A 26733-nucleotide genomic window follows, 5' to 3' on the forward strand; every position below is an offset into this window, starting at 1 on the left:
GGCTTCGATCGGGTCATTCCGACGAGGTCTTCGGCATGATCAAAGAGAAGATGTCGGGCGGCGCCCGGCATCTACCTTGACCGCCGTTCCGTTCAGAAGCGGAACCTGGACAAGCCTATCATAGAGCTGGAAGCCCAACTTTGCGTAATAGGCAAGACCGCCGACATTGTCGGCACGAATCGTCGCATTGATGAATTCGAGCCCGAGCTCTTCGGCTGCTGCCCGCGTCGCTGGAAAAAGGGCGCTGCCGACGCCTGATATCTTCAGGCTCATGCGGGCAAATGTTGCAATATCGGCTTAACCTTTCGGCGGATCGCCGTACAAGCTCAGCGACTGAAAGCCGGCAAGCGACCGATCATAGACAGCCACATGGCAGACAAGGGGAAACTCGCCGTCGATGAACCAATCTGCGAATTCCGCAGCCGTCAGCGGCGTCTCGAGCGCGGTTGTTCCGCCGGTCAGGATAATTTCGTTTAGGAGACTACACAGCTCCTCCGCATCGGCAGATGCTGCTCTTCGAATATGCATCACTTTGGTGGCCCCGTCTTTCGACGAAAACCTGTTGGCGAAATTGAGAGAGCGCAAGCGACCACCCGTCTGCGGCCTCCAGCCGTCCCGCCCATCCGTAAAATTCCAAGGCGCCGCCGCAATCCGTCTCATCCGCAAACGAAAGAAGCACCTATGCTGAAATCCTTCGAACATATCGGCATGACGGTCAGCGACATGGATCGTGCCATCGATTTTTACTGCGGCCTGCTCGGCCTGCGCCTGCACCTGCGCAAGACGATGGCAGACGGCTCTGGGATCGCCTTTCTCGATGCCGGTGGCGGCATGCTCGAGATCTTCGCGCCGGCCGGTGGTGCGGCACGGGCGGTCGACGTTCCCGAGAGCACGGCAGGGCTACGCCATCTGACTTTCTTATTCGAAAATGTCGATGAAACATTCGCTCGACTGGAACAGGCTGGCGTCGAGATCAAGGAGCGGCCGCGCCTGGCTGTCAATGCCGAAGTTCTGCACAAGGTTGCCTTTCTGCGCGATCCCGATGGCATTCAGATCGAACTTGCCGAGAAACGGACGTCTGGCGTCGACTCGTTGCGATCGGCCGGGAACGATCGCAGCTAGTTCTGGAAGGCGCCGGCGGGCATCGTCGTCACCAGCCGGATATCCCGGCGGAAGTCCGATGGCGACATGCCGGCGATATGCCGGAAGGATTTGTTGAAGGCGCTGATCGAGCCGAAGCCGCTGTCCATCGCCACCTGCAGCACGTTGGCGCCCTCGCTCATCAGCATCGCCTGGGCGCGCGACAGCCTGAGCAGCGTCACATATTTGCTGATCGTCATGCCGGTCGATCGCTTGAACAGGTTCATCGCATATTTCGGGTGCAGATCGGCGGCGCGGGCGATGTCGACCGAATCGATGTCCTGCAGGAAATTGGCGGCGATGAAATCGCACATGCGCGCGACGCTGCGCGAGGAATTCGCATGCGGCTGATCGCCTTCCAGGCTGACGGTCGTCTTTGATGTCGTCATCGAATAGGGTTCGAGCGCAATGCGCTCGATGCGCAGCAGCAATTCATCAACGGCGTGCTGGGCCTTGGCGGAATCGCCGGATTTGGCATAGCGGAACCAGCGAGCGAAATTTTCGTTGTCGGCGGCATCGGTTGCCGAGGTCAGCAGCGTCTCGCCTTTCATCAGCCGGCTGGAAATGCTGATCGGCAGACGCAGCCGGAAGAAATAGATGAGCGGCAGATGGGCGCCGGCATAGAGCGAATCATCAGAGGATTCGTCCATCTGATGCGGCTGGCCGCCCCAGAAGAGGCACATTTCGCCGGCGTTCAGTCGGAATTCGTGATCGCTCATCCGATAATGAACAGTGCCGCGCATCACGTAGTTGACCTCGACCTGCGCATGCCAGTGCGGCATGGCCATGACGAGCGGATGGGCATGAAACATCTGCAGCGCCGTCGGCGAACCCTCGATACTGCTTGCGCCGGGTTGGTAGATTGCATGCGTGCCGATCTTACTTTCCGCCAAATCCATGTTCCCTTTTTAGGAGACAGCCGCTCCCTTGCGGATAGTTTAACCGGGTTCGTGAAAGATCGGCAATTGAAAAGGGAGGATTTTCAATGCGCTTCAAACTTCTCGCTGCCACGGCAGCTGTCGCACTGCTCGCTTCCGGCTCCGCCTTTGCGGAACCGGCCAATCTCACCATCTGGAGCTGGAACGTCGCCGCGTCGGCATTGAAGTCCACGCTTCCAGGCTTCAACAAGCAGTTTCCCGACATCAAGGTCACCGTGGAGGACCTCGGAAACAGCCAGGTCTTCGACAAGACGCTCGCAGCCTGCGCTGCCGGTGGCGAAGGCTTGCCCGACATCGTCAGCATCGAAAATTTCGAAGCTGAAATCTTCTGGAGCCGCTTCCCGGATTGCTTCGCCAATCTGAAGGAGCTCGGTTACACTGCCGATATTCAGGCAAAGTTCCCCGACTTCAAGCGCACCGAGCTCGAGGTCGGCGATGTTGCCTATGCCATGCCCTGGGATTCCGGTCCCGTCGCCGTCTTCTACCGCCGCGATCTCTATGAAAAGGCCGGCGTCGATCCGAGCACCATCAGCACCTGGGACGATTTCATCGCCGCCGGCAAAAAAATCTCGGCCGCCAATCCCGGCGTGGTCATGGCCCAGGCCGATTTCAACGGCGACAGCGAATGGTTCCGCATGATCGCCAACGAGCAGGGCTGCGGCTATTTCTCGACCGACGGCCAGAATATCACCATCAACCAGCCGGCCTGCGTCGCTTCGCTGCAAAAGGTGAAGGAGATGAAGGATGCCGGCACGCTGACATCAGCCAATTGGGACGAAAAGATCCAGGCCAATACCGCCGGCAAGGCAGCGAGCCAGCTCTATGGCGGCTGGTATGAGGGCACCGTGCGCTCGACCTCTCCCGACCTCAAGGGGAAGTGGGGCGTCTACCGGATGCCGAGCCTGACGGCCGATGGCCCGCACGCGGCTAATCTCGGCGGTTCGTCGCTTGCCATTTCGGCAACCTCCGCAAACAAGGAAGCCGCCTGGAAGTTCGTCAACTACGCTCTCGGCACCAACGAGGGGCAGGTGACCATGCTGAAGGAATTCGGCCTGGTGCCGTCGCTGCTTTCGGCCGAGAAGGATCCCTTCGTCAACGAGGCGCAGCCCTATTGGGGCGGGCAGAAGGTCTGGGCCGATATTTTGGCGACGCTGCCGAAGATCGTTCCGAGCCGCGGCACCGCCTTCCAGAGTGATGCCGAAGGTATCTTCAGGGCAACGCAGACGAAATTCCTCGCCGGCGGTTATCCCGACGCCAAGGCGGCTCTCGACGACGCCGCCAAACAGATCGCTTCGGCGACGGGTCTTCCGATCGCACAATGAATGACGATGCCGGGCGCTTCGGGCGCCCGGCATTCTCCCGGCCTGCAAAGCGGCCGGTCATTCGTTGATTTCGTGTGGAGGAAACTGGATGCCGTTCAGAACCCGGAGCGCCTATGCGTTCCTCGCTCCCTATCTGCTGATCTTTGCCACCTTCTGGGTCTGGCCGATCATCAATTCGTTCCTGATTTCCTTTCAAAACACCCGCATCAACCCGTGGAAATACAGTCTGCAGTCCAATTGGGGCCGGCTCTTCTACGACCCTGCCTTCTATAACGCTCTTTACAACACGCTGATCATCCTGGTGATCCAGGTGCCGGTCATGATCGCGCTTGCGACCGTCATGGCCGTGCTGCTCAATTCGCCGCTCCTGAAAGCGCGCCCGCTGTTCCGTTTCGCCTTCTTTGCGCCGGTCGTCGTCGGTGAGGTCGCCTACGCAGCCGTGTTCCGGCTGATGTTCAGCCTCGATTTCGGCGTCATCAACAAGATGATTTCGGCCGTCGGTTTCAGCCCCGTATCCTGGTTCGACAATGCCAATGCCGCGATGGCGGTGATCATCCTCGCCGTCACATGGCGCTGGGCCGGCTATAACGCCATCATCATCCTCGCCGGCCTGCAGGCCATTCCCGACGATGTCTACGAGGCAGCCACCCTCGACCGGGTGAGCAAGGTACAGCAATTCTTCCACATCACCCTTCCGCTGCTGAAGCCGATCATCCTCTTCTGTGTGGTGCTCTCGGTCATCGGCACTATGCAGCTCTTTACCGAGCCCTTCCTGATCACAAATCGCGGCGGTCCCGGCGGTGGTACGGAGACACTCGGCCTCTTTCTCTACCGCCAGGGCTTCACCTCGCTGAACTTCGGCTATGCCTCGGCGATCGCCTATACGATGGCGGCCCTCGCCGTGGTGATCTCGCTTCTCAATCTCTGGCTCGGGAGGGAACCGAAATGAGATCCAAGTCGCAATCCCTTCTCATCCGCCAGATCGCGCTGCACGCCGTGCTCGCGCCGCTGGCGCTGATCTGGCTGTTTCCGCTCTGGATGATGTTCGTCTTCTCGACCATGCCAGATAACGGCATCTTCAGCCCTGAGATCGTGCTCTGGCCGTCGACCAACTTCGTCGCAAATTTCCAGAACCTGCAGGCCGATACCGATTTCATCGGCGCGATGGTGATCTCCGTCGGCGTCGCGATCATCTACACCATCCTCTCGGTGCTGTTGACCTCGATGGCCGGCTGGGCGCTGGCGCGTTATCGTTTCGTCGGCCGCTCCGTCGTCATCGCCATCATCCTCGGCACGATCACGCTGCCTTTCTCGGTGGTCGTCATCCCGCAATTCATCATGGTGGCGCGCGAATTCAAGCTGGCGAACACATGGGTGGCGCTGATCGTTCCGCCGCTCTTCAATTCGCTCGGCGTCTTGTTCATGCGGCAATCCTTCTCGATGATGCCGGGCGAACTCTTCGATGCGGCCCGCGTCGAGGGCGTCAAGGAATGGCAGATCTTCCTGCGCATCGCCTTGCCGTTGGCGCGCCCGACGATGGCGGCATTGGCGATCATTCTCTTCCTGCACTCGTGGAACAATTACCTCTGGCCGCTGCTGATCAATTCCAGACCGGGGATGATGACCGCGCCGGTGGCATTGGGAACGCTGATCGGCCTCACCAAGGTCTCCTGGGGCGGCATCATGGCTGGCGCGGTGCTGCTAACGGCGCCGATCCTCGTTGTCTTCGTCGCTCTTCAACGCCATTTCATCGCCGGCATCGCGGCCGGCGCAATCAAATAATCGGGGAGGCTGCATGGCAGAGCTTTCACTCAGCAATATCGTCAAGCGCTTCGGCGGCTTCGAGATCATCCACGGCGCCAATCTGGAGGTGAAGGACGGCGAATTCGTTGTCTTCGTCGGCCCGTCCGGCTGCGGCAAATCCACGCTGCTCAGGATGATCGCGGGGCTCGAGGATATCACCTCGGGCGAGCTTCGCATCGGCGGCAGGGTCGTCAACGATGTCGAGCCGGCCGATCGCCGCATCGCCATGGTCTTCCAGTCCTATGCACTCTATCCGCACCTGACGGTGGAGGAAAATTTGAGCTTCGGCCTGCGCATGAACGGCAATCCGGCGGCCGACACCGAGCGGCGCGTGCGCCATGTCGCTGACATCCTGCAGATCACCGAGCTGATGAAGCGGCGGCCGAAGCAGCTTTCCGGCGGCCAGCGCCAGCGTGTCGCGATCGGCCGCGCCATCGTGCGTGAACCCGAGGTCTTCCTGTTCGACGAGCCATTGTCGAACCTCGACGCGGAATTGCGCGTGCAGATGCGTGTCGAGATCTCGAGGCTGCACAAGCAGCTTGGCACGACGATGATCTACGTCACCCACGACCAGACGGAAGCGATGACGCTGGCCGACAGGATCGTCGTGCTGCGCGCTGGCAATATCGAGCAGATCGGCGCGCCGCTCGATCTCTACGACGATCCCGCTAACCAGTTCGTCGCCGGCTTTGTCGGGTCGCCGAAGATGAATTTCCTGAAGGCCGTGGTGGTCGAGGCGCAACCGGGCAGGGCGGTGATCGCGCTGGAAAGCAATCCCGCGACGCGGCTGCCGCTCCCCATTGCCAGCCCCATCGAAACCGGCGCAAAGGTGACCATCGGCATCCGGCCCGAACATTTCGTCGATGCCGGCGCGGGCGACGCCGATCTCACCGTCTCGGTCGATGTCGCCGAACATCTCGGCAATACCAGCTACATCTATGCCGCCATCGGCAGCGAGCAGCTGATCATTGAACGGCCGGAATCACGCACAGCCGGCAATCGGGAGACGCTGACCGTCGGCCTTCCCGCCCGCCACACATTCCTTTTTGACGGCGCCGGAAGCCGGCTCCGCTAGAAAAGGATGATTTTAGGCCCGGGCCGGCCTGAGATCTGAATCCCGTTCTAAATTAAAGAGTTAGAGCATGATGTCGTCCCGAAAACCACTGACACTTTTCGGCATCATGCTCTGTCGCAATCCCAAGGCAGAAAGACGAAAGAGGATTTTCCATGACTTCCGATCGACCGATCCGCTGGGGCATTATCGGCCCCGGCACCATCGCCCGCACCTTTGCAGACGGCGTCGCCCATTCGCGCACCGGCAAACTGGTGGCGATCGCCACGCGCAATCCTTCCAAGCCGGGACTTGCCGAAAACTTCCCCGACGCCCGCATCGTCAATGGTTATGAGGCGCTGCTTTCCGATCCCGAGGTTGATGCGGTCTATATTTCCGTGCCCCATACCGGCCATGCCGAATGGGCGATCAAGGCGGCCCGCGCCGGCAAGCACATCCTGGTGGAAAAGCCGATCGCGCTTTCGGCCTATGATGCTGAAGCCGTCTACTACGAAGCCAAGAAGGCCGGCGTCTTTGCCGGCGAAGCCTTCATGTACCGCGTGCATCCGCAGACGGAGAAGTTGGTCGAACTCATCAAGAGCGGCGTCATCGGCACGCTGCGTATCATTCGCTCCAGCTTCGGCTTCAACATGGGCAGCTACCGGCCGGAGCACCGGCTGTTCGCCAATGACACGGCAGGCGGCGGCATTCTCGATGTCGGCGGCTATCCGGTCTCGATGGCGCGGCTGATCGCGGGCGCTGCGGAAGGCAAAGCCTTCCTCGAACCGGAGAAGGTTTCGGGCGTCGCCCATCTCGGAGAAAGCGGCGTCGATGAATGGGCGTCGGCCGTGCTCAAATTCCCGAACGAGATCATCGCCGAAGTCTCATGCTCGATCATGGCACAGCAGGACAACGTGCTGCGCATCATCGGCTCCGAGGGCCGGATCGAAGTCGCCGACTTCTGGTTCGCCTCGGGCCACAAGGGCGGCGCCGGCAAGATCGAGATCTTCAAGAGCGGCAAGCAGGAAACGGTCGAGGTCAAGGAGGATCGCTGGCTCTATTCCTTCGAAGCCGATGCGGCGGGCGATGCCATCCGCGCCGGCAGAACCGAATTCAGCGCCCCCGGCATGAGCTGGGCGGATTCGATCGGAAACCTGCGCGTGCTGGACCAGTGGCGCGCCTCGGTCGGCCTCGAATACGGCGTCGAAAAGGCAGCAAAGCGCACGGCCAACATCGCCGGCGGCACGGTCACGCGCGGCAGCAGCATCCCGCAGCGCCAGATCCCCGGCATTTCCAGGCCGGCCTCGGTCGTGACACTCGGCTTCGAATTCTTCCCGAATTTTGCCGCCGCCTCGCTGACGCTCGACGCCTTCTACGAGGCCGGCGGCAATGCCTTCGATACGGCCTTTGTCTATGGAGCCGGCAAGACGGAATCGATCTTCGGCGACTGGCACACGAGCCGCAAGGTGCCGCGTGAGGAGATCGTGCTGATTGGCAAGGGCGCGCATTCGCCGCTCTGCTATCCCGATATGATCGCCAAGCAGCTCGACCAGTCGCTCGCCCGGCTGAAGACCGACTATGTCGATGTCTATTTCATGCATCGCGACAATACCGACGTTCCCGTCGGCGAATTCGTCGACGCAATGGATGCCGAGGTCAAGCGCGGCCGCATCCGCGGCATCTTCGGCGGGTCGAACTGGACACGCGCTCGTTTCGACGAGGCGATCGCCTATGCTGAAAAGACTGGCAAGGCGGCACCGGCCGCACTCTCCAACAACTTCTCGCTTGCCGAGATGCTCGATCCGATCTGGGCCGGCTGCGTCGCCGCCTCCGACGACGATTGGAAGAAATGGCTGAACGAGAAGCAGATCCCGAACTTCGCCTGGTCGAGCCAGGGCCGCGGCTTCTTCACCGACCGCGCCGGCCGTGACAAGAAGGACGACGAGGAGATCGTGCGGGTCTGGTATTCCGAGCGCAATTTCGGCCGCCGCGACCGCGCCATCGAACTGGCCAACAAGCTCGGCCGCAACCCGATCCACATCGCGCTCGCCTATGTGATCGCCCAGCCCTTCCCGGTCATCCCGCTGATCGGGCCGCGCACCGTCGCCGAGCTGGAAGACAGCCTTTCGGCGCTGGACATCAAGCTGACGCCCGATCAGGTGAAGTGGCTGGAAGGCTGATGATAAGGGGGCGCGGGCTCGAACCGCGCCCCCTTGATTTACTTGCGCGCTTCGGACGCCTTCTTTCTGGCTGCGTCATCGACCAGCTCGTACCACATGGCGTTGAGGACGGCGAAGGCGGCCGCCAGCGGCAGGCCGAGGATCCATGCGAAATACCACATTGTTTCATCTCCCTCAGTAAGCGTGACTGTTTTTGTCGGTCACGGATTTCTCGTCGACCTTGCCCCACAGGACCTTGTAGACCCAGGCGGTGTAGGCGACGATGATCGGCAGGAAGATCGCCGACACCACCAGCATGATGAACAGGGTCTGATGGCTCGACGAGGCATCCCAGACCGTCAGGCTCGATCGTGGATCGAGCGAGGAGGGCAGGATGAATGGGAACATCGACAGACCGACCGTCGAGATGATGCCCAATATCGCGATCTTACTGAAGATGAGCGTTATCACCTCTCGTCTTGCGCGCATGGCGATGAAGGCCAGTGCGGCGCCGGCAAAGCCGAGGATGGGTGCCACAATCATCCACGAATGGGCGCTGTAATTGGCAAGCCATGCGCCGTTCTCGATCACCACCGTCTTCAGCAGCGGATTGGAAGGTCCAATCGGGCTGATATCGCTGGTGATGCGATAGCCGCTGACCCCGGTCCAGAGAAAGAGGCCGCCGAGCGCGAAAAGCAAAATAGCGGCAAGAGCGGCGATACTGCCGTAACTTCTGGCCCGCTCCGCGACCGGACCGCTCGCCTTCACCACCAGCCAGGCCGCGCCGTGCATTGTCAGCATGGCAACGGAGAGCAGGCCGCAGAGCAGCGCATAGGGGTTGAGCAGAGCGAAGAACGAGCCTTCGTAGAAAATCCGCATGTCGTCGGCAAAACGGAAGGGCACGCCTTGCAGCACATTGCCGACGGCAACACCAAAGATCAGCGACGGCACGAAACCGCCGACGAAGAGCGCCCAGTCCCAGCCGCTGCGCCAGCGGGCGCTGTCGCGCTTCGACCGGTATTTGAAGCCGACCGGGCGCAGGATGAGCGCGAAGAGGATCGCGAACATCGCGAGATAAAAGCCCGAGAAGGAGACAGCATAGAGCGGCGGCCAGGCGGCGAAGATGGCGCCGCCGCCGAGGATCAGCCAGACCTGGTTGCCTTCCCAGGTGGCGCCGATCGTGTTGATCGCCACCCGTCGTTCCGTATCGGTCCTGGCGACGAAAGGCAGGAGCGTGCCAACGCCAAGGTCGAAGCCGCCTGTGGCCGCAAAAGCGATCAGCACGACGCCGAGCAGCAGCCACCAGATGACGCGCAGGGTTTCATAATCGATGAATTCGTGAAGGATCATGGCAGGTCACTCCGCAGCCGGGATGAGGGTTTCGGAAATCAGCGCCGATTCCGGCTCGTCATCCGGTTCCGGCCCCTGTCTGATCGCCTTGATCATCAGGCTCATCTCGATGACGATCAGCACCGTGTAGAGGGCGCCAAAACCGATAATGGTCAGCAGCACCGTGCTGGCGCCGAGGCTGGAGACGGCGGCTGCCGTCGGCAACACGCCTTCGATCACCCAGGGCTGGCGGCCGAATTCGGCGACCACCCAGCCGAGCTCGATGGCGACCCAGGGGAGAGGGATCGCCAGCACGGCAATCCTCAGCAGCAGCGGGTACGTGTCGAGATGACGCCGCGCCGACAGCCAGAAGAAAGTGGCGGTCAGCAGGATAAAGAACATGCCGAGGCCGACCATGATGCGGAAGGACCAGAAGAGCGTCGGCACATGCGGGATCGTATCGCGCGCCGCCTGAGCGATCTGCGCGTCGGTTGCCTGGCGCGGATCGTCGACATAGCGCTTCAGAAGAAGGGCGTAACCGAGATCATGGCCGAGATCCTCGAAGGAGCTGCGCACTTCCTGCGCAACCTGGTCCTGCGCCGGCGCCGTGCGGATCTGCATCAGCGCGTCATAGGCCTTGATGCCGTCGCGGATGCGGGTTTCGGCCTGCTGTTCGAGTTTGTCGATTCCGGGAATTTCGGTCGTCAGCGAGCGTGTGCCGATCAGGCCCATGACCCAAGGAATGTGCACGGCAAAATGCGTTTCGCGCGCCTCCTGATCGGGGAAGCCGAAGGCGGTGAAGGCAGCCGGCGCCGGCTCGGTCTTCCACATGCCCTCGATTGCGGCGAGCTTCATCTTCTGATTTTCGGTCGCGAGATAACCGCTTTCGTCGCCGAGCACGACGACCGAGAGCGCCGAGGCGAGGCCGAAGGAGGCGGCAACCGTCATCGAGCGCTTGGCAAGCTCGATATGCCGGCCCTTCAGCACATACCAGGCGGAAACGCCGAGCACGAAGATCGAGGCGCAGACATAACCCGCCGAGACCGTATGAACGAATTTCGCTTGGGCGACCGGGTTGAAGACCACGTCGAAGAAGCTTGTGATCTCCATGCGCATCGTCTGCGGATTGAGCGCCGATCCCACTGGGTTCTGCATCCAGCCATTGGCGATGAGGATCCAGAGTGCGGAAAAATTCGAGCCGAGCGCCACCGCCCAGGTGGCAACGAGATGGCCGACCTTCGACAGCTTGTCCCAGCCGAAGAAGAACAGACCGACGAAGGTTGCCTCCAGGAAGAAGGCCATCAGACCTTCGATCGCCAGCGGCGCGCCGAAGATGTCGCCGACATAATAGCTGTAATAGCTCCAGTTCATGCCGAACTGGAATTCCATGACGATGCCGGTGGCGACGCCGATGACGAAATTGATGCCGAACAGCGTCCCCCAGAATTTCGTCATCTGCCGCCAGATCTGGCGGCCGGTCATCACATAGACGGTTTCCATGATCGCCAGCAGCACGGACAGGCCGAGCGTCAGCGGCACGAACAGGAAGTGGTAAAGCGCCGTCAGCGCGAATTGAAAGCGCGAAAGTGCTACGATATCTAGTTCCATTGTCTTTCTCCCACGGTCCCACGGGGTACAGAGCATTCTCAAGCGCCGGGTGGCGGTTGAGGGCATGCGGGTCTCGATTAGTCCGGCCGAAGCCGGTCGAGCGCCTTTTCGAACGCCGCCTCGCCGCGGCGCGAAATTTCTGAAATTCGGCCGCCTTCGATGACGACGATGTAGTCTGCGATGGCCGCTTCGCGGCGGATATGCGTGGCGATCACCAGCGAGCGGCCCGCCGCCATCGCCGAGAGACGGCCGAGCACGTCACGGGCGGTGGCGCCGTCGAGGCCTTCGGTCGGCTCGTCGAGCAGCCAGAGCGGCGTGTCGCGCAGGAAGAGCCGGGCAAGCGCCAGCCGGCGCGACTGGCCGCCGGAAAGGCCGAGCCCGCCTTCACCGAGCGGCGTATCGATCCCCCGCGGCATGGCCTCGACATCGCCAAGCAGACCGGCGGCTGCGAGCACGTCATGGAGACGGGCCTCGCTTGCATTCAGGTCGGCAAGGGTCAGGTTCCCCCGCAGGCTATCCTCAAAGAGTTCCGTCCGTTGTGTCAGCAGCGTCGCGGTCGTCGCGGCAATGCTTCCCGTCCTTGCCGGCAACTCGCCGGCAAGCAATGCAAGCAGGCTCGACTTGCCGGCGCCGCTGCTGCCGATGACGGCCAGGCGTTCGCCCTGCCGGAGCGCAAGATCGATATCCTTGAGCGCCGCCGCAGTGGAGCCTTCATGGAAGGCGCACACATCCCCCAGCGAGAAGGCGTATCCCGGCATAGGAGGGGCCACTGGTTCGGGCGGGACGACGACGGCAAGCCGCGGCGCGATGCGCCTTGCCGCAAGCAGCGTCCTGCCGAGGTCAAGGGCGCCGCGACGCAGCGCCGCAAAAGGTTCGACGGCCGCAAAGGCGACGAGCAGACCCAGGGCCGCAACGGGAGCGGTGATCAGCTTGGCTTCGGCAAGAGCCGCAACGGCAAGCAGCGATGCCGTCAGCAGCAGCGCCGAGACAAGGCCGAAACCGAAGGTCAGGCCAGTCTCGATGCGGTTCAGGCGGTCGTCGGCGCAGGCGGCGTACCGATCGGCAGCGGCGATCGCCTCTTTCTGCGAAGAAATCCGCCCGGCCATCAGCAGGTCGGTCTGGCCGGCGACGAGATCGATCGTCCGCGACCGCAGCGCCTCGATGCCATGGAAGCGCCGGCGGGCATGGTTTCGGGCTGCGCGGCCGGCAATCAGAGGCAGGCCGAGGCCGGCGCCGGCGAGAAGCAAGCCAAAACACAGTCCGAACAAGGGATGCATCAGCCCCAGTGCGAGGCTCGCGACCAGCGCTGCGCCGACGGCCACCGCGGCCGGCACGAGAATACGGAGATAAAGGGAGTCGAGCGCATCGACATCGGCCGTCAGCCGGAACAGCAGCCGTGCGGGACGATAGTGCAGGGCGCGCGCCGCACCCGGTTCGCCAAAACTGCGAAACAGTCTCTCGCGCAGGGCGGCAAGCACACCGAGCGTGGCATCATGGGTCGCAAGCCTTTCGCCGTAACGGGCTGCCGTGCGGATGATGGCCAGCAGGCGAATGCCGGCCGAGGGCGCGAAAACGTCGAAAGTGACGGCGGCCGCGGTCGAAAGACCGGCAAGCGAGGTGGCGGTGATGAACCAGCCGGACAGGCCGAGAAGGGCAATGCCCGCGGTCACCGTCGCGGCCGAGAGTGCCGCACCGAGCAGCAGTGCTCGCCGGCGCTCGGCAAGGAACAGGCGCAGGATCGGCTTGAGATCTGCAGCAAATCCGCTCATTCGGCCGCCTCCCGGAGAAAGCTGTCGGAATCGATGCGGACACTGCGATGCATGCGCGCAGCAAGCAGCGGATCGTGGGTCGCAACAACAAGAGTGCGTCCCCGGGCGAGTGAAAGCAGGCTCTCGGTAACCTCCGCCGCGGTGGCGGCATCGAGATGCGCGGTCGGCTCGTCGGCCAGGATCAGCCGCAGGTGCGGATTGCAGGCCGCCCGCGCGATCGCAAGCCGCAGCGCCTCGCCGCCGGAAAGCCCGATGCCACCCTCGCCGAGCGGCCGGTCACCATAGGCCTCTGTTACCTTTCCGAGTCTCGCGACACCAAGTGCATCCGTGATATCGACGCGTGCTATGCCGGACCTGCCGAGCGAAATATTGCCGGCGATGGTGCCGACAAAGATATGCGGCTTTTGACCGATCCACGCCATGGCGCCCCGCAGGTTGCCGGCAGCTGCATCCGCAAGCTCCACGCCGCCGATGATGATGCGGCCACCGCTGCAGGGCGCCAGCCCCGCGATCAAGGAAAGGAGCGTCGATTTGCCAGAGCCGCTTGCCCCGAGAAGCGCCAGATGTTCACCAGCGGTGATATCCAGGTTGAAACCGTCAACGATCAGCGGTTCGCCGGCACCGTAGCGAAAGGCGAGATTTTCGAAGCGGACGGCCGGAGCACCGACGCTGGTAGGCGCTGCTGCTTCGGTCGATCCCCGGATCGGCAAACCGCCTGCAGCCAGAGCCTCCAGCGCTTTCAGCGCCGCTTCACCAGCCGCTCGATCGTGCCAGACGGCGGAAAGCTCGCGGAGCGGCTCGAAGAAGGCCGGCGCCAGCAGCAGAATGAACAATCCCTCGGTCAGGTCGAGCCGGCCTGCCCAGATGCCGAAGCGGATTTCGCCGAGCAGGCTGAAGCCAACGTAGACGGCGATCATCGCCACGCCGAGTGCTGCGAAAAGCTCGAGCACGGCCGAGGAGAGGAAAGCGATCTTCAGCACCGCCATGGTCCGCAGGCGCAGCGATTCCGCCTCCCGGCGAAGCCGCAGCGCGGTGGCATCCACCGCGTCGAGCGCTCGGATCGTCGCCAGTCCGCGCAGCCGGTCGAGCAGGAAACCATTGAGGCCCCCGGTCGCAACGAGCTGTTTTTCGCTGGCCGCCTGGGCGCGCCAGCCGATCAGCGCCATGAAGATGGGGATCAGCGGCGCGGCAAACAGCAAAACCAGCGCAGCGATCCAGGAAACCGGCAGGATGAACGCAAGGATGACGAGCGGCACAAGGCTCGCCTTCATCCGCGCCGGCTGAAAACGGGCAAGATAGGGCACGATGAGTTCGGCCTGTTCGCCGACAACGCTGGCGGCTTTGCCGGAGGCCGGCCGACCACGATCGATCGGCGACGACAGGGAAAGCGCGGCGACCGCGGCCTGCCGCTTGCGGCTGAGCTCGGCGCGGGCGGCCTGAAAGGCCAGACGGCTGCCGGCTGCGTCAAGACAGCTTCTTGCCAGTCCGAGTGCGAGGGTACCGAAGGCCGGCCAGAGGACATCATGCAATCCACCGCCATCGGCGATGCGGCCAACCGAGATGGCGAGCAAGCCGGCCTGCGGGATCCAGATGGAGCCGGCCAGCGCCTGCAGCATTGCCGCCCTGCGCAGCCTTCCTTTCGCCGCAACGCTGCGAGGTGAAACGGCATCGCTGTCCGGCGGCTGCGTCTCTGGTTTGTCTGTCGCGTCGAAGAAAGCAGTGCCCATGGCGCTAACTCTTGTTCGCAGGATTCGGCCGGCGGCCGCGGCCGAGCGAAACGACCCGGTCCTTGGCCTCCAGAAGCTTTGTCACTTTCGCGCCGAGCGAGAGTAGCGTTGCAAGCCTTTCCGTTTCAAGTTGTTTTACGTCCTCGTACCAATGGGTCAGCTGTTCGATCAGCGTGTGCATTTCACTCATGCGCTGCTGCGCATGCCGTTCGGCTTCGCTGGCAGGGCGCTGCATCAGGATTTCGCGCAGAACCGACAGCGTCGGATCGACTTCACGCTTCTTTCGTTCCTCGGCAAGCGTTCGCAAGATGAGCCAGACATCATCCGGCGTCGTGAAGAAATCGCGGCGATCGTCCGGCTTGTGTTTGAGAAGGACGAGGTTCCAGGCCTGCAATTCGCGCAGGCTCATCGACACATTGGATCGCGAGATGCTGAGCGCTTCGGCGATCTCCTCGGCGCAGAGCGATCCGGGCGAGACGAAGAGCAGAGCATAGATCTGCCCGACCGTGCGGTTGATCCCCCAACGCGATCCCATTTCGCCGAAATGGAGAACGAAGGACTGGACGAGAGGCGGAAGATTCATGGCGGTTCCCGTTGCATCTGTGATTTCAGAAATTTCTGAAATTACTATACAGAGTTTTGCATTCCGCCGACAATGCGCAAGAGGCGCCTGCGTCAATTTGGATATCGTCAATTTACGCGCCGGATTCGACCGCGGCAGGAATTACGCGCGGCAAGTTCATTGCCGGACAGAGAACGACGCAAAAAAGCCCGGCAATAGGCGCCGGGCGTCCTCGTCTATCAAGGGTGCATCCAGACGCGCACCCGCTTTCATTTCAGCGATCAGCCAGCTCAGATCAAGCCGGCCAGGATGCCGAGGCCTGAAATCGCGGCAACGCCGCCCGCCATCCGCGTCACCACAACGCTTCGGTTTTCGCCGGCGCGACCGATGACGTAACCGAGGGCGAGGCCGGCGACATGCAGCAGCCCCGTCGCGATCATGAAGCCGGCAGCATAGGCAGCGCCGGCCGCATCTTCCGGCATTTCGGCGCCATGCGCATGGCCATGAAAGATGGCGAAGAAACCGACCATGCCGAGCGCTGCGGCGAGCGGCGCCTTGACGTTCAGCGCAACGACGGCCCCAAGAACGATGACGGAAAACGCGATGCCGGTTTCAACAAAGGGAACATTGACGCCGGCAACACCGAGAGCGCCGCCAAACGCCATCACCATGACGAAGGTTGCCGGCAGGAGCCAGAGAGCGCGGCCGCCAAGCTGGAAAGCCAAAACGCCGACCATCACCATGGCGAGGACATGATCGAGACCGGACAGCGGATGAGCAAAGCCATGAGTAAAGCCGGCAGCTTCGCCAACGGCGGGATGGGCGGAAGCGACAGCCGGAAGCGCCACGGCAGCCAAGGCAAGCAGGCCGCTCTTCAGTGCTGATTTCATTGTCGATTTCCTCGCGTTTTTTCCAAAAATCCTGCGGTCGCCGACGACCGCCGAGTTCCAAGTCGTGCGCAGCAAGCTAAGTCAAGAAATTCGCGGCGTCAACGATGGGATGATAAAATAATAAGCCAATTCAATTGCTTATCTGATAGGCAATTGCCGCTTTCCATGGCTTCGCCCGCGCCGGCGGCGCTGGATCGACTCCGGTTTTGCAGTTCGCCGCTCGGCATTCCTCCTCGGCGAACTGGAAACTGCCGCAAGCAGGGGCTATCAATCCTTCGGCCGAGGCGATGCAAGCCGCCCGCGACGGAGGAGATACCCATGACGAATGCCGAACGGCCGCTGGCAATCAGCGCGCCCGAGCCGCGCACCCTCGATCTGATCTTCAGCGATACGGCGCGCGCCGAATTGCACGCGAAATACGAGGTCATCGAAGCCGATCCGGAGAATATCGCCGGGCTTGGCGACGAGATTCTCGGCAGAGCGCGTTACATCATCGGCCAGCCGCCGCTCTCGGCGGAAACCTTGGCCAGAATGCCGGCCTTGCGCTCGATCCTCAATGTCGAAAGCAATCTCCTGAACAACATGCCCTATGACGTGCTCTTTCAACGCGGCATCCACGTCGTGACGACGGGCCAGGTCTTCGCCGAACCGGTGGCCGAAATCGGTCTCGGCTTCGCGCTAGCCTTGGCGCGCGGCATCGTCGACGCGGATGTCGACTTTCGCCACGGCAGCGAACGCTGGGGCGGGGAGGGCAATGCGAGCGCCCGGCTGATCGCCGGCTCGGAGATCGGCATCGTCGGCTTCGGCGATCTCGGCAAGGCGCTGCGACGGGTGCTGTCCGGCTTCAGGGCGCGCATCAGGGTGTTCGATCCCTGGCTGCCCGGCTCGATCCTCGAGGAAAACGGCGTCGAGCCCGCAAGCCTGGAGGATGTCCTGACGAAGAGCGATTTCATCTTCGTCGTCGCCGCCGTCACCAGCGAAAACAAGGGATTCCTCGGCGCCGCAGCCTTCGCCGGCATGCGCCAAGGCGCCGCCTTCATTCTCCTCAGCCGCGCCGACGTTGTCGATTTCGACGCGCTGATGGCGGCCGTCGCCTCCGGCCATATCGTCGCGGCGAGCGACGTCTATCCTGAAGAGCCGCTGCCGTCTGGCCATCCGGTGCGCAGCCTGAAGGGCTTCCTCCGCTCGGCGCACCGGGCCGGTGCCCTCGACAGCGCCTTCAAGAAGATGGGCGACATGGTGCTGGAAGATATGGACCTGATGGATCGCGGCCTGCCGCCGATGCGCTGCAAGCGGGCCGAACGCGAGACGGTCTCCCGCATGCGTTCCAAGCCGGTAGCCGTCAACTAAGGAGTGTCAGCCGGAACCGCCTGGCGATTTAGGCCGATATAAAGAGGCAGGACGACTTTCGGTTAAGCGGCGCGTTGCCCCGTGCCCTGGATTGCCGCGAGCTTCCAATCCCCGCCGTGCTTGCGCACGAATGTCCATATCTCGGTGCTCTCGCTCGGACGGCGGTCATCGCCGGAAACGACACGGCCGCTGTCGCGTTCGACCATGGCGTCGATCGAGGAATAGCGCATGGCGAGCGTCGCGTATTCCTGGCCGCCCTCGCGCCAGGCTTCGGCGATGTCGCCCTGCAGGAGCTTGACGTCGGAGACGCGGTTGCGAACGCCGTTGGTGGCGTTTTCGCCGAGCTCCTCGGCAAGATAGGACATTGCCTCGGGCGTCGTCAGCCGGCGCAGTGTGCCGTAATCCTCGGCGCCGTAAGCGGTCTGAACGTTGGTCAGCAATTCCTCGAACTGGTCGAGGTCGGCCTGGGCCAGCCCGATCTCATCGCTCGGCCGGTTGCCGCGCGACTGCCCGCCGAAACCGGCGCCCGAACCGATCGCCGGAATCTGAAAGGACGAATTGTTGGTGGGCGACATGCTATAGGACCGGCTCTGGCCGCCGGCGCCATAAGAAGGCTGGCGACGATTGGCGAAATAGCGCATCGCCAGCATGATGGCGCCGCCGATCAGGGCGATCTGCAGCAACATGCCGAGGAAGCCGAAGCTACCGCCGAAACCGTGACCGAGCAGCATGCCGAGAAGGCCGCCGGCAATCAGGCCGCCGATCATCGAACGGCCGAAGCCGTTGAAGAAGCCAGGGCGCTGCTGGGCATAGCCGGGCTGCTGCGTGTTGTAGGGTGCGGTCGTCTGCGGGCGTGGCGTCATCGAGCGTTCGATCGGCGCAGCCGGGGCAGGTGCGGTGCGAGTGACCGGTGGGGCGCTGAAGGTTCGCGTGCCGCGGCTTCCGAATCCACCGAATCCGCCGGCGCGGCGCGCATCGGCATCGCTGATCGTGGCAAAAACGGTAGCGCTCGTCAGTACGGCAATGGCGGCGATCCTGGCAAAACGCGAAACGGCACTCGGCATTTCTTGGTCTCCTGTCATGCACAATCACGGCATGTCGGGATAGAATATAGGTACTGTTTCCGCCGTTTGAAGTTCTCGGCCGCTTTACTGGCAGACATCGACCCAGCTGGCGCCTGTCAAGGCTGCGAGCCGCCCGGTCGAAATGCGCACCGCCGAATTCGTCGAACCGGCCGCCGGCAGGACTTCGTCGAAACGTTTCAGCGAAATATCGCAATAGACCGGCAGCGGTGCGGGCAGGCCGAAGGGGCAAACGCCGCCGACCGGGTGGCTGGTGAGCGCCACCACCTCGTCGGCGTCGAGCATGCGCCCTTTGGCTCCGAAAGTGTCCTTGAACTTGCGATTGTCGAGCCGGGCCGTGCCGCCGGCGACAACGAGCATCATCTGCTCGCCGACACGTAGGCAGATCGTTTTGGCGATCTGCGCAGGCTCGACGCCGTGGGCCTCGGCGGCAAGAGCCACCGTCGAGGAGCTCTCGGCGGTTTCGATGATATCGATATCGGGTGCATGCGCACGCAGGAAGGCGCGGACGGATTCAAGGCTCATGCCGTCATGCTAGACCAGCATAAACACAATTTGAAGTGCAAAAGAGCTGCACTGAAAAGCGGCGCTTGCAAGTCTTTCCGACGCTGTCATAATAATTTTGCACACGTGCTCAATTTTGTCATTCGGCCGTTACGTTCAGCCCATAGAGCGGGACATGTCACGTTTTCGTGGGGTTTCGGAACGGCCGTCAAGCGACAGTGCTGGCCCGTCAAGAGGCTTCACACTGCTCTTCAAGGGAGACGAAGAAAATGACCATTTTGCCGACGCTGAAATCCCTTACGATCGCGGCCGCCATCCTGGCCTCGACCTCCGCATTTGCACTCGCCAAGGACGTAACCATCGGCGTCTGGGCCGGCGGCACCGGCCCGAACGACACCTATCGTCTCGACGCCATCGAGATCGCAGCCCAGCAGCTGCAGCGCGAAGCCGCCCTCAAAGGCGAAGACCTGAAGATCACCGTCGAGAAGAAGGCCTATTCCGGCTGGGACGACTTCAAGCAGGCGCTGACCCTTGCCGCCGAAGCCAAGACCGCCCCGAACATCGTCGTCAGCGGCCATGAGGATATCGCGCCGTGGTCGCAGGCCGGCCTCATCGTTCCGATCGAGGATTATGTCGATCTCGACTCCTGGCCGCTCAACGGCATCTACGAGAACCTGCTGAAGATCGCCACCTACAACGGCACCGTCTACGGAATTCCGCAGGATGCCGAATCCCGCCCGATGTTCTTCTGGAAGCCGTATATGAAGGCGATCGGCTACAGCGACGCCGATCTGGATGCGCTGCCGCAGAGCGTTCAGGACGGCAAGTACACTATGAAGAACCTGCTCGAAGACGCCAAGAAGATGCAGGACAAGGGCCTCGTCCAGGCCGGCTACGGCTTCTATCCCCGCACCAGCAACGGCCCCGACTACTGGCAGTTCTATACCAGCTTCGGCGGCACGATGGAAGAAAACGGCAAGCTCGTCTTCGACAAGGCGGCGATGACCCGCACCTATCAGTTCTTTGCCGATGCCGTTAAGGCGGGCGTCACCAAGAAGAACCACATAGGCATGCCGGGCGACCAGTGGTGGAAGGAAGTCGCCACCGGCAAGGCCGGCATCTGGGACGCCGGCACCTGGCACTATGCCCGCCTGGTCAACCAGGAAGGCCTCAAGGACTTCTTCGGCAATGTCATCTTCACGCTGATCCCCGCCGGCGAAGGCGGCAAGGCGAACACGCTGACGCACCCGCTCGTCTACATGCTGACTGCCGGTCACGACAAGGAAGCCACCGAAATCGCCGCCCAGCTGATCAAGATCGCCTCCGAGCCGCGCATCAACGCGCTGCATGCGGTCAAATCAGCCCATCTCGGCATCTCCGAGGCGGAATCCGAAGTCGAATTCTACTCGGCCGACCGCTGGACCCGCGAAGCGACCGAGCGCCTGCTGCCGCATGCCAATGCGATGCCGAACAATTCCGATTTCGGCACCTACTGGAACATCATGTGGAAGGGCCTTCAGGCATCCTGGACCGGCGCCAAGACCGTCGACGCCGCCATCGGCGATGCCGAGAGCGAGCTGAAAAGCACGCTCGGCGACAAGATCGTCATCCGCTAAACCGGAGCATCCCTCCGGGCGGCGGCGACCCGCCGCCCGATCGGTCCCGCGAGGAGGCTTCCATGAAATCGTCCAGAACGCTTGGACTGCTGATGATCGCGCCCGCCGCGATCATGATCGTCCTGTTCTTCCTGCTGCCGGTCGTTCTGACGGCGATCTTCTCGATGACCAACATGACAACCGCCACCGGCATTTCCGGCGGCGTCTACCAGATCGCGCCCAATTCGCTGATCACCCTGAAATCGGCGATGCCCGACATAGCCGCCGAAATGTCCGAACCGCGCTATGCGATCGACGAGGCGGGCCTCAAGGCTGTCGAGGGTCTCGGGCTTGCGCCTGGAATCGCCAGCGAATTGCGAGCCAAGCATGCAGGCGAGGTCTTTCCGACGCGCCGCGACGCCGAGCGCATGATCAAGAATCTTGCCGAGCGGCCTTCGACGCGCGACGTCAAACAGATCTCCGAACAATTCAACCGCTCCGTCGTCAACACCCGCTTCGACAGCAAGCAACAGCTGTTTTCGGCTCTGGACACGCTCGGCCTCAAGCTGACGCCGGAACAGAAGGAAGCCGTCGCCACGGCCACCTATACCGGCTGGACCTGGACGACCGACAATTTTGCGCGCATCGCCACCTCGCCCGACATGGCGCGCGTGCTTTTCAACACCGCGCTCTATGTCGCATTGGTGCTGGCGCTCTTCAATGTCGGCTATGCGCTGCTGCTCGCCATCTGGACGCATTACATGCCGCCGACGCCGGCTTCGATCTTCCGCGGCATCTGGCTGCTGCCGCGCATCACGCCCGTCGTCATCTATGTGATGCTGTGGAAATGGCTTGCCTGGGATACCGGCTTCATCTCCGTGCTGATGGGCAAATTCGGCTATGCCCCGAAGAACTACCTGCTCGATACCGCCTATCATGCCTGGCTCTTCGTCGTGCTGATCAACGGCTTCATCGGCGCGTCGATGGGCATGCTGGTCTTTTCCTCGGCGATGAAGGCGATTCCGAAGAGCCAGTTCCATGCGAGCGAGGTCGACGGCGCCTCGCGCTGGCAGCAGATCCGCTACATCATCCTGCCGCAGATGCGCTGGCCGATCCTCTTCGTCACCTGCTATCAGACGCTGTCGCTGCTCGCCTCCTTCAATGAAATCCTGCTCGCCACCAATGGCGGACCGGGCAATGCGACCGAGGTCTGGGCGCTCGCTGCCTATCACACCGCGCTCCGGAACTATGCCGGCAATCTCGAATACGGGCTGGGTGCGGCCATGGCGCTGGTGCTCGTCGTCATCGGCGTGGCGCTGTCGCTCCTCTATCTGCGCGTCTTCAACTACGGCACGCTAGTCGCCAAGCCCCTGATCGAGGATTGACCATGGCCGAACGATCGCAGCCCTCGGCAAATTACAGCAGCTGGCCCGTCATAACGGCGCTCACCGTCGTCAGCCTGCCGCTGCTCCTGATGTATGTCTATCTCTTCCTCGACACCGTCACGGTGAAGCAGCCCGTTGCGCTGCTGCCCTCCGCCCTGACGCTCGATCATTGGCGTTTCCTGTGGCAGACGACGCCGGGCAAGGCGAATATCTGGCAGGTGACGGTGAATACGCTGCTGTTTTCAGCCTGCACCACCAGCCTGGTGCTCATCGTCTCGTCGATGGCCGGTTACGTGCTGTCGCGGCTGAACGTACCGGCGCGCGGCTTCTTCCTCGCCGGCGTCATGGTGCTGCACGCCTTCCCGTCGGTCACGCTGATCATCGCCATCTTCATCGTGCTGCAGATGATCGGCCTCTACAATTCGCTGATCGGCGTCATCCTGGTGAAGGCGGCGATCGACCTGCCGCTCGGCATCTGGCTGATGAAGGGTTTTTACGACACCGTGCCCTGGGAAATTGAAATGGCCGGCGTCGTCGACGGCGCCTCGCGTTTCCGGGTCTGGCGCAGCCTCGTGCTGCCGCAGGTCAAGCCCGGCATCATGGCGCTCGGCCTGTTTTCCTTCCTCGCCGGCTGGGGCGAGTTCATCCTGCCGCAGGTGCTGGCGCCGGGAAATGACGTGCAGGTTCTGTCGGTCTATCTCGCCGGCTTCCTCGCCGACGACAACAATTACGATTTCAATATGTTCAAGGCGGTTGGCCTCTTCTACCTCATTCCGGTTCTGATCGCTTACGCGCTCTTCAACAAATACCTCATGAACATCTACGGCGGCGGGAGCAAAGGCTGATGCGCATCCTCCTCGACAATTTCTCGAAGAGCTTCGGCTCCACCAAGGTCATCGAGAATATGCAGCTCGAAGTCGGCAACGGCGAGATGCTGGCGCTGCTCGGTCCTTCCGGCTGCGGCAAATCGACGACGCTTTTTGCGGTCTGCGGCATTCACCGGCCGACCAGCGGACGCATCCTCTTCGGCGACCGCGATGTCACCGACCTGCCGAGCCAGGCCCGCAATGTCGGCGTTGTCTTCCAGTCCTATGCGCTCTACCCGCACATGACGGTCGCCGAAAACATCGGCTTTCCGCTGAAGGTAAAGGGTGTGCCTGCCGCCGAGATCCGCAAGGAGGTCGACAAGATCGCCGCCCTCGTCCAGATCGGCAATCTGATGGGCCGGCGGCCGGCCGAGCTTTCCGGCGGCCAGCAACAACGCGTGGCGCTGGCGCGCGCCCTGATCCGCAAGCCCGACGTGCTGCTGCTCGATGAACCGCTCGCCAATCTCGACGCCAAGCTGCGCCTCGAAATGCGCTCGGAAATTCGCCGCCTGCAGCGCGAGACCGGCATCACCGCCATCCTCGTCACCCATGACCAGGTGGAAGCGATGAGCATGTGCGACCGCATCGCCATCATGAAGGAAGGCGAGATTGTCCAGATCGCCACGCCGGCCGAAATGTACAATGATCCGAAGACCGCCTTCGTCGCCGGCTTCCTCGGCAATCCGCCGATCACTTTCCTGCGCGGCGTCATGGACAAAGGTGCCTTCATAGTCCCCGAAAGCGAGATCCGCGTGCCGCTGCCAAGAGCCATCGGCGCCGCCGAGGGCAGCAAGCTGATGCTTGGCGTCAGACCGGAGCATTTCACACCGGCGGGTGATACCCCCGTCACCGGCAAGATCACCTTCGCCGAGACACAGGGCCGCGAAAACCTCTATGACGTTCACCTTGCCGGCGGGCCGCTGCTGCGTTCGATTCAGCCGGTGCGCAACGATATCCATGTCGGCGACCATGTCACCTGGGCGATCGACAGCCGTGGCGTGTTCGTCTTCGACGAAAATGGCAGGAGGATTTGATGACCCGCGATTTTTCCGCATTTTTCGCGCGTTACGGCTGGCCGTCGGACAAGGGCCAGCTGCCCTTCTGCATCGGCCATCGCGGCGCCAGCGGCCATGAACGCGAGAACACGATCGCCGCCTTCCGCCGCGCTGCCGAACTCGGCGCCGAGATGTGGGAGCTCGACACGCAGCTGACCCGCGACGGCGTGGTCGTCGTCTCGCATGACGATCATCTCGAGCGCGTCTTCGGCATCGACCGACGCATTTCCGAAATGACGGCGGCCGAGCTTGCCGCCCTCGACGGCGTCGATGTGCCGCGATTTTCGGAGGTCGCCGCGCTTGCCCGCGAGACCGGCACCGGCCTCTATGTCGAGCTCAAGGCGCCGGGGACCGGCCTGCTCTGCTGGCGCCTTCTTGCCGAGATGAACCAGCGTTTCGCCTGCCTCGGCTCCTTCGATACGGCGCAGGTGCGCGAACTCCGCGACGCGGGCTGCGATTTTCCGCTTTCCGTGCTGATCCGCGTCGGCCACGATCCGCATGCGCTGGCCGACGAGGCCGGCGCCGATATTCTGCATCTCTGCTGGGAGAGGGCAGGGGATCGGCCGCAGGATCTGGTAACCGCCGCGCTGATGCAGCGTGCCTTCGAGGCAGGCCGCGAGATCGTGCTCTGGCACGAAGAACGGCGAGCCATCCTCGAGGATATCATGAAGCTTCCGGTTCTCGGTATCTGCACGGATCTGCCCGATCTGATGCGGCCGTCGGCAGAGAGGGAAAAAGCAGTTGCCAGACAGGGATAAGGGACCGCGCAAGGTAACCTCCTTCGATGTCGCCCGGGTGGCCGGCGTCTCGCGCGCAGCTGTGTCGCGCGCCTTCACACCGGATGCCAGCGTCTCGCCGAAAACCCGGGAAAAGGTCTATCAGGCCGCCAAGGAGCTCGGCTACCGGGTGAACTATCTTGCCCGAAGCCTCACCAACAAACGCTCCGATCTCGTCGGCGTTGTCGCCGCCGGCCTCGACAATCCGTTCCGCACATTGCAGATCGAAAATCTGGCGAGAGTGCTGCTTGCCCGCAATTTCCGCCCGATCCTGCTGCCGACCTCGCAGCAGGCGGATACGTCGGCGGTGATCGGCCAGCTGCTGCATTACGCCGTGTCCGGCGTCATCGTCACATCGGACGCACCGCCGACCGCGATCTGCGAGCAATGTGCGGCCGAGGGCGTTCCGATCGTGCTGATCAACAAGGGCAACGATATTCCCTTTGTCGATCGCATCATCTCGGACGACCGCATGGCTGGCCATCTCGCAGCCACCCACTTGATCGAAAGCGGCGTGCGAAAACCCGCGGTGATGGCCGCACCCGCCATATCCTATACGGCCCGACAGCGCAGCGAGGCCTTCATTGCCCGCTGCAAGCAGCTCGGCGCCGAGCCGCAGTTTCTGCAGATCAGGATCAACGATTACCGGAGCGGATATGATGGGGCCGGCGAACTTGCCGCATCCGGCATCGACGGCTTGTTCTGCGCCAACGACTACATGGCCTGCGGCGTCCTCGACCGCATCATGCAGGGCCGCGGCCGCGACGACGCGCCGCCGCTGTCGATCATCGGCCATGACGATATTCCACAGGCGAGCTGGACCGCCTATGAGCTGACGACAGTCCGCCAGCCTTGCGATGTCCAGGCCGAACAGACTGTCGATCTGCTGATGAGCCGGATAGCCGAGCCGGACCTGACGGCGCGGGTCGAATTCACGCCGGTGACTTTGGTAAAAAGAAGGACTGCCTGATGAAATCCCCATTCGATAGCGCTGCCATCAGCGCCCGGGCGGAGGTCGCGGTCGCCGTTGCGCTCGAGGTCGGTCGGGAAGCGGCACGTTTTCGGAGAGACTCCAATCCCGGTACGCTCGCCGTCGAGAACAAGGGATTGCAGGATTTCGTCACCGTCGCCGACAGAAGGGCCGAGCAGGCAATCCGCGACGGACTCATCTCGCCCTTTCCGGATGACATGTTCATGGGGGAGGAAAGCGGCGGCCGATCGGGCGCGACCGGCACTTGGGTCGTCGATCCGATCGACGGCACGACCAACTACATCAGGGGCTTTCGTTACTGGGCAGTTTCGATCGCCTTCGTGGTCGGCGACAAGATCGAGATCGGCGTCGTCTACGACGCGGCCGAGGATAAAGTCTTTCATGCCGTGCGCGGCGGCGGCGCCTTCAAGGACGGGCTGCCGATTCACGCGGCGGCGACCATCGATCCAGCCAATGCGCTGGTCATTCTGGGCCATTCGCGCAGGACCAGCTTCGACGACCATCTCGCGCTCTCCAGGCGCCTGCATGAGCGCGGCATGGATTATCGCCGCACGGGCGCGGCCGCCATCGACCTCATCCGCATCGCCGAGGGTGCGGCCGATCTCTATTACGAACGCCACCTCAACGCGTGGGATATGCTCGCTGGTGCGCTCATCGCCGAAGAGGCCGGCGCGACCGTGGCGATGCCGCCGGTCGACAGGCTGCTTGCGGCTGGCGGACCTGTCATTGCCCATGCGCCGGGGCTGGCAAGCGAATTCGCCTTCATCCTTGAGAACGAGGGGCTGTCACTCGCCGGCTAAAGCCCGCTGCTGAAGGCATCCCGTCGTCTGG

General features: G+C 62.6%; 24 protein-coding genes and 1 pseudogene. 14 read left to right on the top strand and 11 right to left on the bottom strand.

The features are described 5' to 3' along the window. Positions 1–39 precede the first annotated feature (39 nt). Positions 40–528: pseudogene (locus tag EFD56_RS25145) on the bottom strand (N-acetyltransferase family protein). Between the two features lie 153 nt (positions 529–681). On the opposite strand from EFD56_RS25145, the gene EFD56_RS25150 reads away from it, so the two are divergent. Beyond that, positions 682–1122 (top strand): VOC family protein, encoded by a 441-nt coding sequence (locus tag EFD56_RS25150; protein ID WP_064820145.1) that lies wholly within the window; start codon positions 682–684, stop codon positions 1120–1122. Here the strand turns inward: EFD56_RS25150 and EFD56_RS25155 are convergent. Further along, positions 1119–2039, bottom strand: coding sequence for a helix-turn-helix domain-containing protein (locus tag EFD56_RS25155; protein ID WP_126906591.1), 921 nt, complete (start codon positions 2037–2039; stop codon positions 1119–1121). The two genes, EFD56_RS25150 and EFD56_RS25155, sit on opposite strands and share 4 nt — an antisense overlap. Before the next feature lie 86 nt (positions 2040–2125). On the opposite strand from EFD56_RS25155, the gene EFD56_RS25160 reads away from it, so the two are divergent. From EFD56_RS25160 to EFD56_RS25180, 5 genes are all read left to right on the top strand, one after another. Beyond that, complete coding sequence (locus EFD56_RS25160; RefSeq protein WP_004680282.1) at positions 2126–3400, top strand: extracellular solute-binding protein; 1275 nt, start codon at positions 2126–2128, stop codon at positions 3398–3400. An 88-nt stretch (positions 3401–3488) separates the two neighbouring features. Continuing rightward, positions 3489–4349, top strand: a complete 861-nt coding sequence (locus EFD56_RS25165; RefSeq protein WP_004680281.1) for a carbohydrate ABC transporter permease — start codon at positions 3489–3491, stop codon at positions 4347–4349. After that, the gene (locus EFD56_RS25170; protein ID WP_012489738.1) at positions 4346–5182 is read left to right on the top strand and encodes a carbohydrate ABC transporter permease; all 837 of its coding nucleotides are present in this window, start codon (positions 4346–4348) and stop codon (positions 5180–5182) included. The genes EFD56_RS25165 and EFD56_RS25170 overlap by 4 nt, the downstream gene beginning before the upstream one ends. Before the next feature lie 13 nt (positions 5183–5195). Next, complete coding sequence (locus EFD56_RS25175; RefSeq protein ID WP_010020382.1) at positions 5196–6278, top strand: ABC transporter ATP-binding protein; 1083 nt, start codon at positions 5196–5198, stop codon at positions 6276–6278. 152 nt (positions 6279–6430) lie between these two features. Further along, entirely contained in the window at positions 6431–8434 is a 2004-nt protein-coding gene (locus EFD56_RS25180; RefSeq protein ID WP_126906592.1) for an aldo/keto reductase, read from the top strand. 38 nt (positions 8435–8472) lie between these two features. Here EFD56_RS25180 and cydX read toward each other — a convergent pair whose 3' ends face one another. The 7 genes from cydX to EFD56_RS25215 all read right to left on the bottom strand — a co-directional run bounded on the left by cydX (position 8473) and on the right by EFD56_RS25215 (position 16298). After that, positions 8473–8595: a cytochrome bd-I oxidase subunit CydX gene (gene cydX, locus EFD56_RS25185; protein WP_016735521.1), complete on the bottom strand. Its 123-nt coding sequence runs from the start codon at positions 8593–8595 to the stop codon at positions 8473–8475. A gap of 13 nt (positions 8596–8608) precedes the next feature. Then, a complete protein-coding gene (gene cydB / locus EFD56_RS25190; RefSeq protein WP_012489741.1) occupies positions 8609–9763 on the bottom strand; it encodes a cytochrome d ubiquinol oxidase subunit II in 1155 nt (384 codons plus the stop codon). Positions 9764–9769: 6 nt separating this feature from the next. Beyond that, complete coding sequence (locus EFD56_RS25195; RefSeq protein ID WP_037118687.1) at positions 9770–11350, bottom strand: cytochrome ubiquinol oxidase subunit I; 1581 nt, start codon at positions 11348–11350, stop codon at positions 9770–9772. Positions 11351–11427: 77 nt separating this feature from the next. Next, positions 11428–13119, bottom strand: a complete 1692-nt coding sequence (locus EFD56_RS25200) for an amino acid ABC transporter ATP-binding/permease protein (RefSeq protein ID WP_126906593.1) — start codon at positions 13117–13119, stop codon at positions 11428–11430. Beyond that, complete coding sequence (gene cydD / locus EFD56_RS25205; RefSeq protein ID WP_126906594.1) at positions 13116–14846, bottom strand: thiol reductant ABC exporter subunit CydD; 1731 nt, start codon at positions 14844–14846, stop codon at positions 13116–13118. The genes EFD56_RS25200 and cydD overlap by 4 nt, the downstream gene beginning before the upstream one ends. Before the next feature lie 4 nt (positions 14847–14850). Further along, entirely contained in the window at positions 14851–15429 is a 579-nt protein-coding gene (locus EFD56_RS25210) for a GbsR/MarR family transcriptional regulator (RefSeq protein WP_012489745.1), read from the bottom strand. Positions 15430–15698: 269 nt separating this feature from the next. Continuing rightward, entirely contained in the window at positions 15699–16298 is a 600-nt protein-coding gene (locus tag EFD56_RS25215) for a HupE/UreJ family protein (protein WP_126906595.1), read from the bottom strand. A 318-nt stretch (positions 16299–16616) separates the two neighbouring features. On the opposite strand from EFD56_RS25215, the gene EFD56_RS25225 reads away from it, so the two are divergent. Next, positions 16617–17648 (top strand): hydroxyacid dehydrogenase, encoded by a 1032-nt coding sequence (locus tag EFD56_RS25225; RefSeq protein ID WP_126906596.1) that lies wholly within the window; start codon positions 16617–16619, stop codon positions 17646–17648. Positions 17649–17710: 62 nt separating this feature from the next. On the opposite strand, the gene EFD56_RS25230 is transcribed toward EFD56_RS25225, so the two are convergent. After that, a complete protein-coding gene (locus EFD56_RS25230) occupies positions 17711–18712 on the bottom strand; it encodes a Tim44 domain-containing protein (RefSeq protein WP_126906597.1) in 1002 nt (333 codons plus the stop codon). An 84-nt stretch (positions 18713–18796) separates the two neighbouring features. Then, positions 18797–19255, bottom strand: coding sequence for a YbaK/EbsC family protein (locus EFD56_RS25235; RefSeq protein ID WP_064844422.1), 459 nt, complete (start codon positions 19253–19255; stop codon positions 18797–18799). Positions 19256–19503: 248 nt separating this feature from the next. Here EFD56_RS25235 and EFD56_RS25240 point away from each other — a divergent pair, with 248 nt between their 5' ends. The 7 genes from EFD56_RS25240 (at position 19504) to EFD56_RS25270 (ending at position 26702) form a co-directional block, all read left to right on the top strand. After that, a complete protein-coding gene (locus EFD56_RS25240; protein ID WP_064820152.1) occupies positions 19504–20850 on the top strand; it encodes an extracellular solute-binding protein in 1347 nt (448 codons plus the stop codon). 62 nt (positions 20851–20912) lie between these two features. Beyond that, positions 20913–22214, top strand: coding sequence for a carbohydrate ABC transporter permease (locus tag EFD56_RS25245; RefSeq protein WP_037118678.1), 1302 nt, complete (start codon positions 20913–20915; stop codon positions 22212–22214). Positions 22215–22216: 2 nt separating this feature from the next. Beyond that, entirely contained in the window at positions 22217–23059 is an 843-nt protein-coding gene (locus EFD56_RS25250) for a carbohydrate ABC transporter permease (RefSeq protein WP_126906598.1), read from the top strand. Next, the gene (locus tag EFD56_RS25255) at positions 23059–24114 is read left to right on the top strand and encodes an ABC transporter ATP-binding protein (RefSeq protein ID WP_037118676.1); all 1056 of its coding nucleotides are present in this window, start codon (positions 23059–23061) and stop codon (positions 24112–24114) included. Before EFD56_RS25250 ends, EFD56_RS25255 begins: the two co-directional genes overlap by 1 nt. After that, a complete protein-coding gene (locus EFD56_RS25260) occupies positions 24114–24893 on the top strand; it encodes a glycerophosphodiester phosphodiesterase (protein WP_126906599.1) in 780 nt (259 codons plus the stop codon). The genes EFD56_RS25255 and EFD56_RS25260 overlap by 1 nt, the downstream gene beginning before the upstream one ends. Further along, complete coding sequence (locus EFD56_RS25265; RefSeq protein WP_004680261.1) at positions 24877–25881, top strand: LacI family DNA-binding transcriptional regulator; 1005 nt, start codon at positions 24877–24879, stop codon at positions 25879–25881. Before EFD56_RS25260 ends, EFD56_RS25265 begins: the two co-directional genes overlap by 17 nt. Next, a complete protein-coding gene (locus tag EFD56_RS25270) occupies positions 25881–26702 on the top strand; it encodes an inositol monophosphatase family protein (RefSeq protein ID WP_004680260.1) in 822 nt (273 codons plus the stop codon). Before EFD56_RS25265 ends, EFD56_RS25270 begins: the two co-directional genes overlap by 1 nt. Positions 26703–26733 lie beyond the last annotated feature (31 nt).

The organism is Rhizobium phaseoli, from assembly GCF_003985125.1.
GTDB classification, from domain to species: Bacteria; Pseudomonadota; Alphaproteobacteria; order Rhizobiales; family Rhizobiaceae; genus Rhizobium; species Rhizobium phaseoli.

Coding starts and splice junctions, on each gene's coding strand:
- EFD56_RS25235 (WP_064844422.1), bottom strand. CDS start 19,255: ATGAGCCTTGAATCCGTCCGCGCCTTCCTGCGTGCGCATGCACCCGAT.
- EFD56_RS25180 (WP_126906592.1), top strand. CDS start 6,431: ATGACTTCCGATCGACCGATCCGCTGGGGCATTATCGGCCCCGGCACC.
- EFD56_RS25175 (WP_010020382.1), top strand. CDS start 5,196: ATGGCAGAGCTTTCACTCAGCAATATCGTCAAGCGCTTCGGCGGCTTC.
- EFD56_RS25160 (WP_004680282.1), top strand. CDS start 2,126: ATGCGCTTCAAACTTCTCGCTGCCACGGCAGCTGTCGCACTGCTCGCT.
- cydX (WP_016735521.1), bottom strand. CDS start 8,595: ATGTGGTATTTCGCATGGATCCTCGGCCTGCCGCTGGCGGCCGCCTTC.
- EFD56_RS25165 (WP_004680281.1), top strand. CDS start 3,489: ATGCCGTTCAGAACCCGGAGCGCCTATGCGTTCCTCGCTCCCTATCTG.
- cydB (WP_012489741.1), bottom strand. CDS start 9,763: ATGATCCTTCACGAATTCATCGATTATGAAACCCTGCGCGTCATCTGG.
- EFD56_RS25210 (WP_012489745.1), bottom strand. CDS start 15,429: ATGAATCTTCCGCCTCTCGTCCAGTCCTTCGTTCTCCATTTCGGCGAA.
- EFD56_RS25230 (WP_126906597.1), bottom strand. CDS start 18,712: ATGCCGAGTGCCGTTTCGCGTTTTGCCAGGATCGCCGCCATTGCCGTA.
- EFD56_RS25270 (WP_004680260.1), top strand. CDS start 25,881: ATGAAATCCCCATTCGATAGCGCTGCCATCAGCGCCCGGGCGGAGGTC.
- EFD56_RS25260 (WP_126906599.1), top strand. CDS start 24,114: ATGACCCGCGATTTTTCCGCATTTTTCGCGCGTTACGGCTGGCCGTCG.
- EFD56_RS25225 (WP_126906596.1), top strand. CDS start 16,617: ATGACGAATGCCGAACGGCCGCTGGCAATCAGCGCGCCCGAGCCGCGC.
- EFD56_RS25215 (WP_126906595.1), bottom strand. CDS start 16,298: ATGAAATCAGCACTGAAGAGCGGCCTGCTTGCCTTGGCTGCCGTGGCG.
- EFD56_RS25250 (WP_126906598.1), top strand. CDS start 22,217: ATGGCCGAACGATCGCAGCCCTCGGCAAATTACAGCAGCTGGCCCGTC.
- EFD56_RS25170 (WP_012489738.1), top strand. CDS start 4,346: ATGAGATCCAAGTCGCAATCCCTTCTCATCCGCCAGATCGCGCTGCAC.
- EFD56_RS25240 (WP_064820152.1), top strand. CDS start 19,504: ATGACCATTTTGCCGACGCTGAAATCCCTTACGATCGCGGCCGCCATC.
- EFD56_RS25155 (WP_126906591.1), bottom strand. CDS start 2,039: ATGGATTTGGCGGAAAGTAAGATCGGCACGCATGCAATCTACCAACCC.
- cydD (WP_126906594.1), bottom strand. CDS start 14,846: ATGGGCACTGCTTTCTTCGACGCGACAGACAAACCAGAGACGCAGCCG.
- EFD56_RS25200 (WP_126906593.1), bottom strand. CDS start 13,119: ATGAGCGGATTTGCTGCAGATCTCAAGCCGATCCTGCGCCTGTTCCTT.
- EFD56_RS25150 (WP_064820145.1), top strand. CDS start 682: ATGCTGAAATCCTTCGAACATATCGGCATGACGGTCAGCGACATGGAT.
- EFD56_RS25245 (WP_037118678.1), top strand. CDS start 20,913: ATGAAATCGTCCAGAACGCTTGGACTGCTGATGATCGCGCCCGCCGCG.
- EFD56_RS25195 (WP_037118687.1), bottom strand. CDS start 11,350: ATGGAACTAGATATCGTAGCACTTTCGCGCTTTCAATTCGCGCTGACG.
- EFD56_RS25255 (WP_037118676.1), top strand. CDS start 23,059: ATGCGCATCCTCCTCGACAATTTCTCGAAGAGCTTCGGCTCCACCAAG.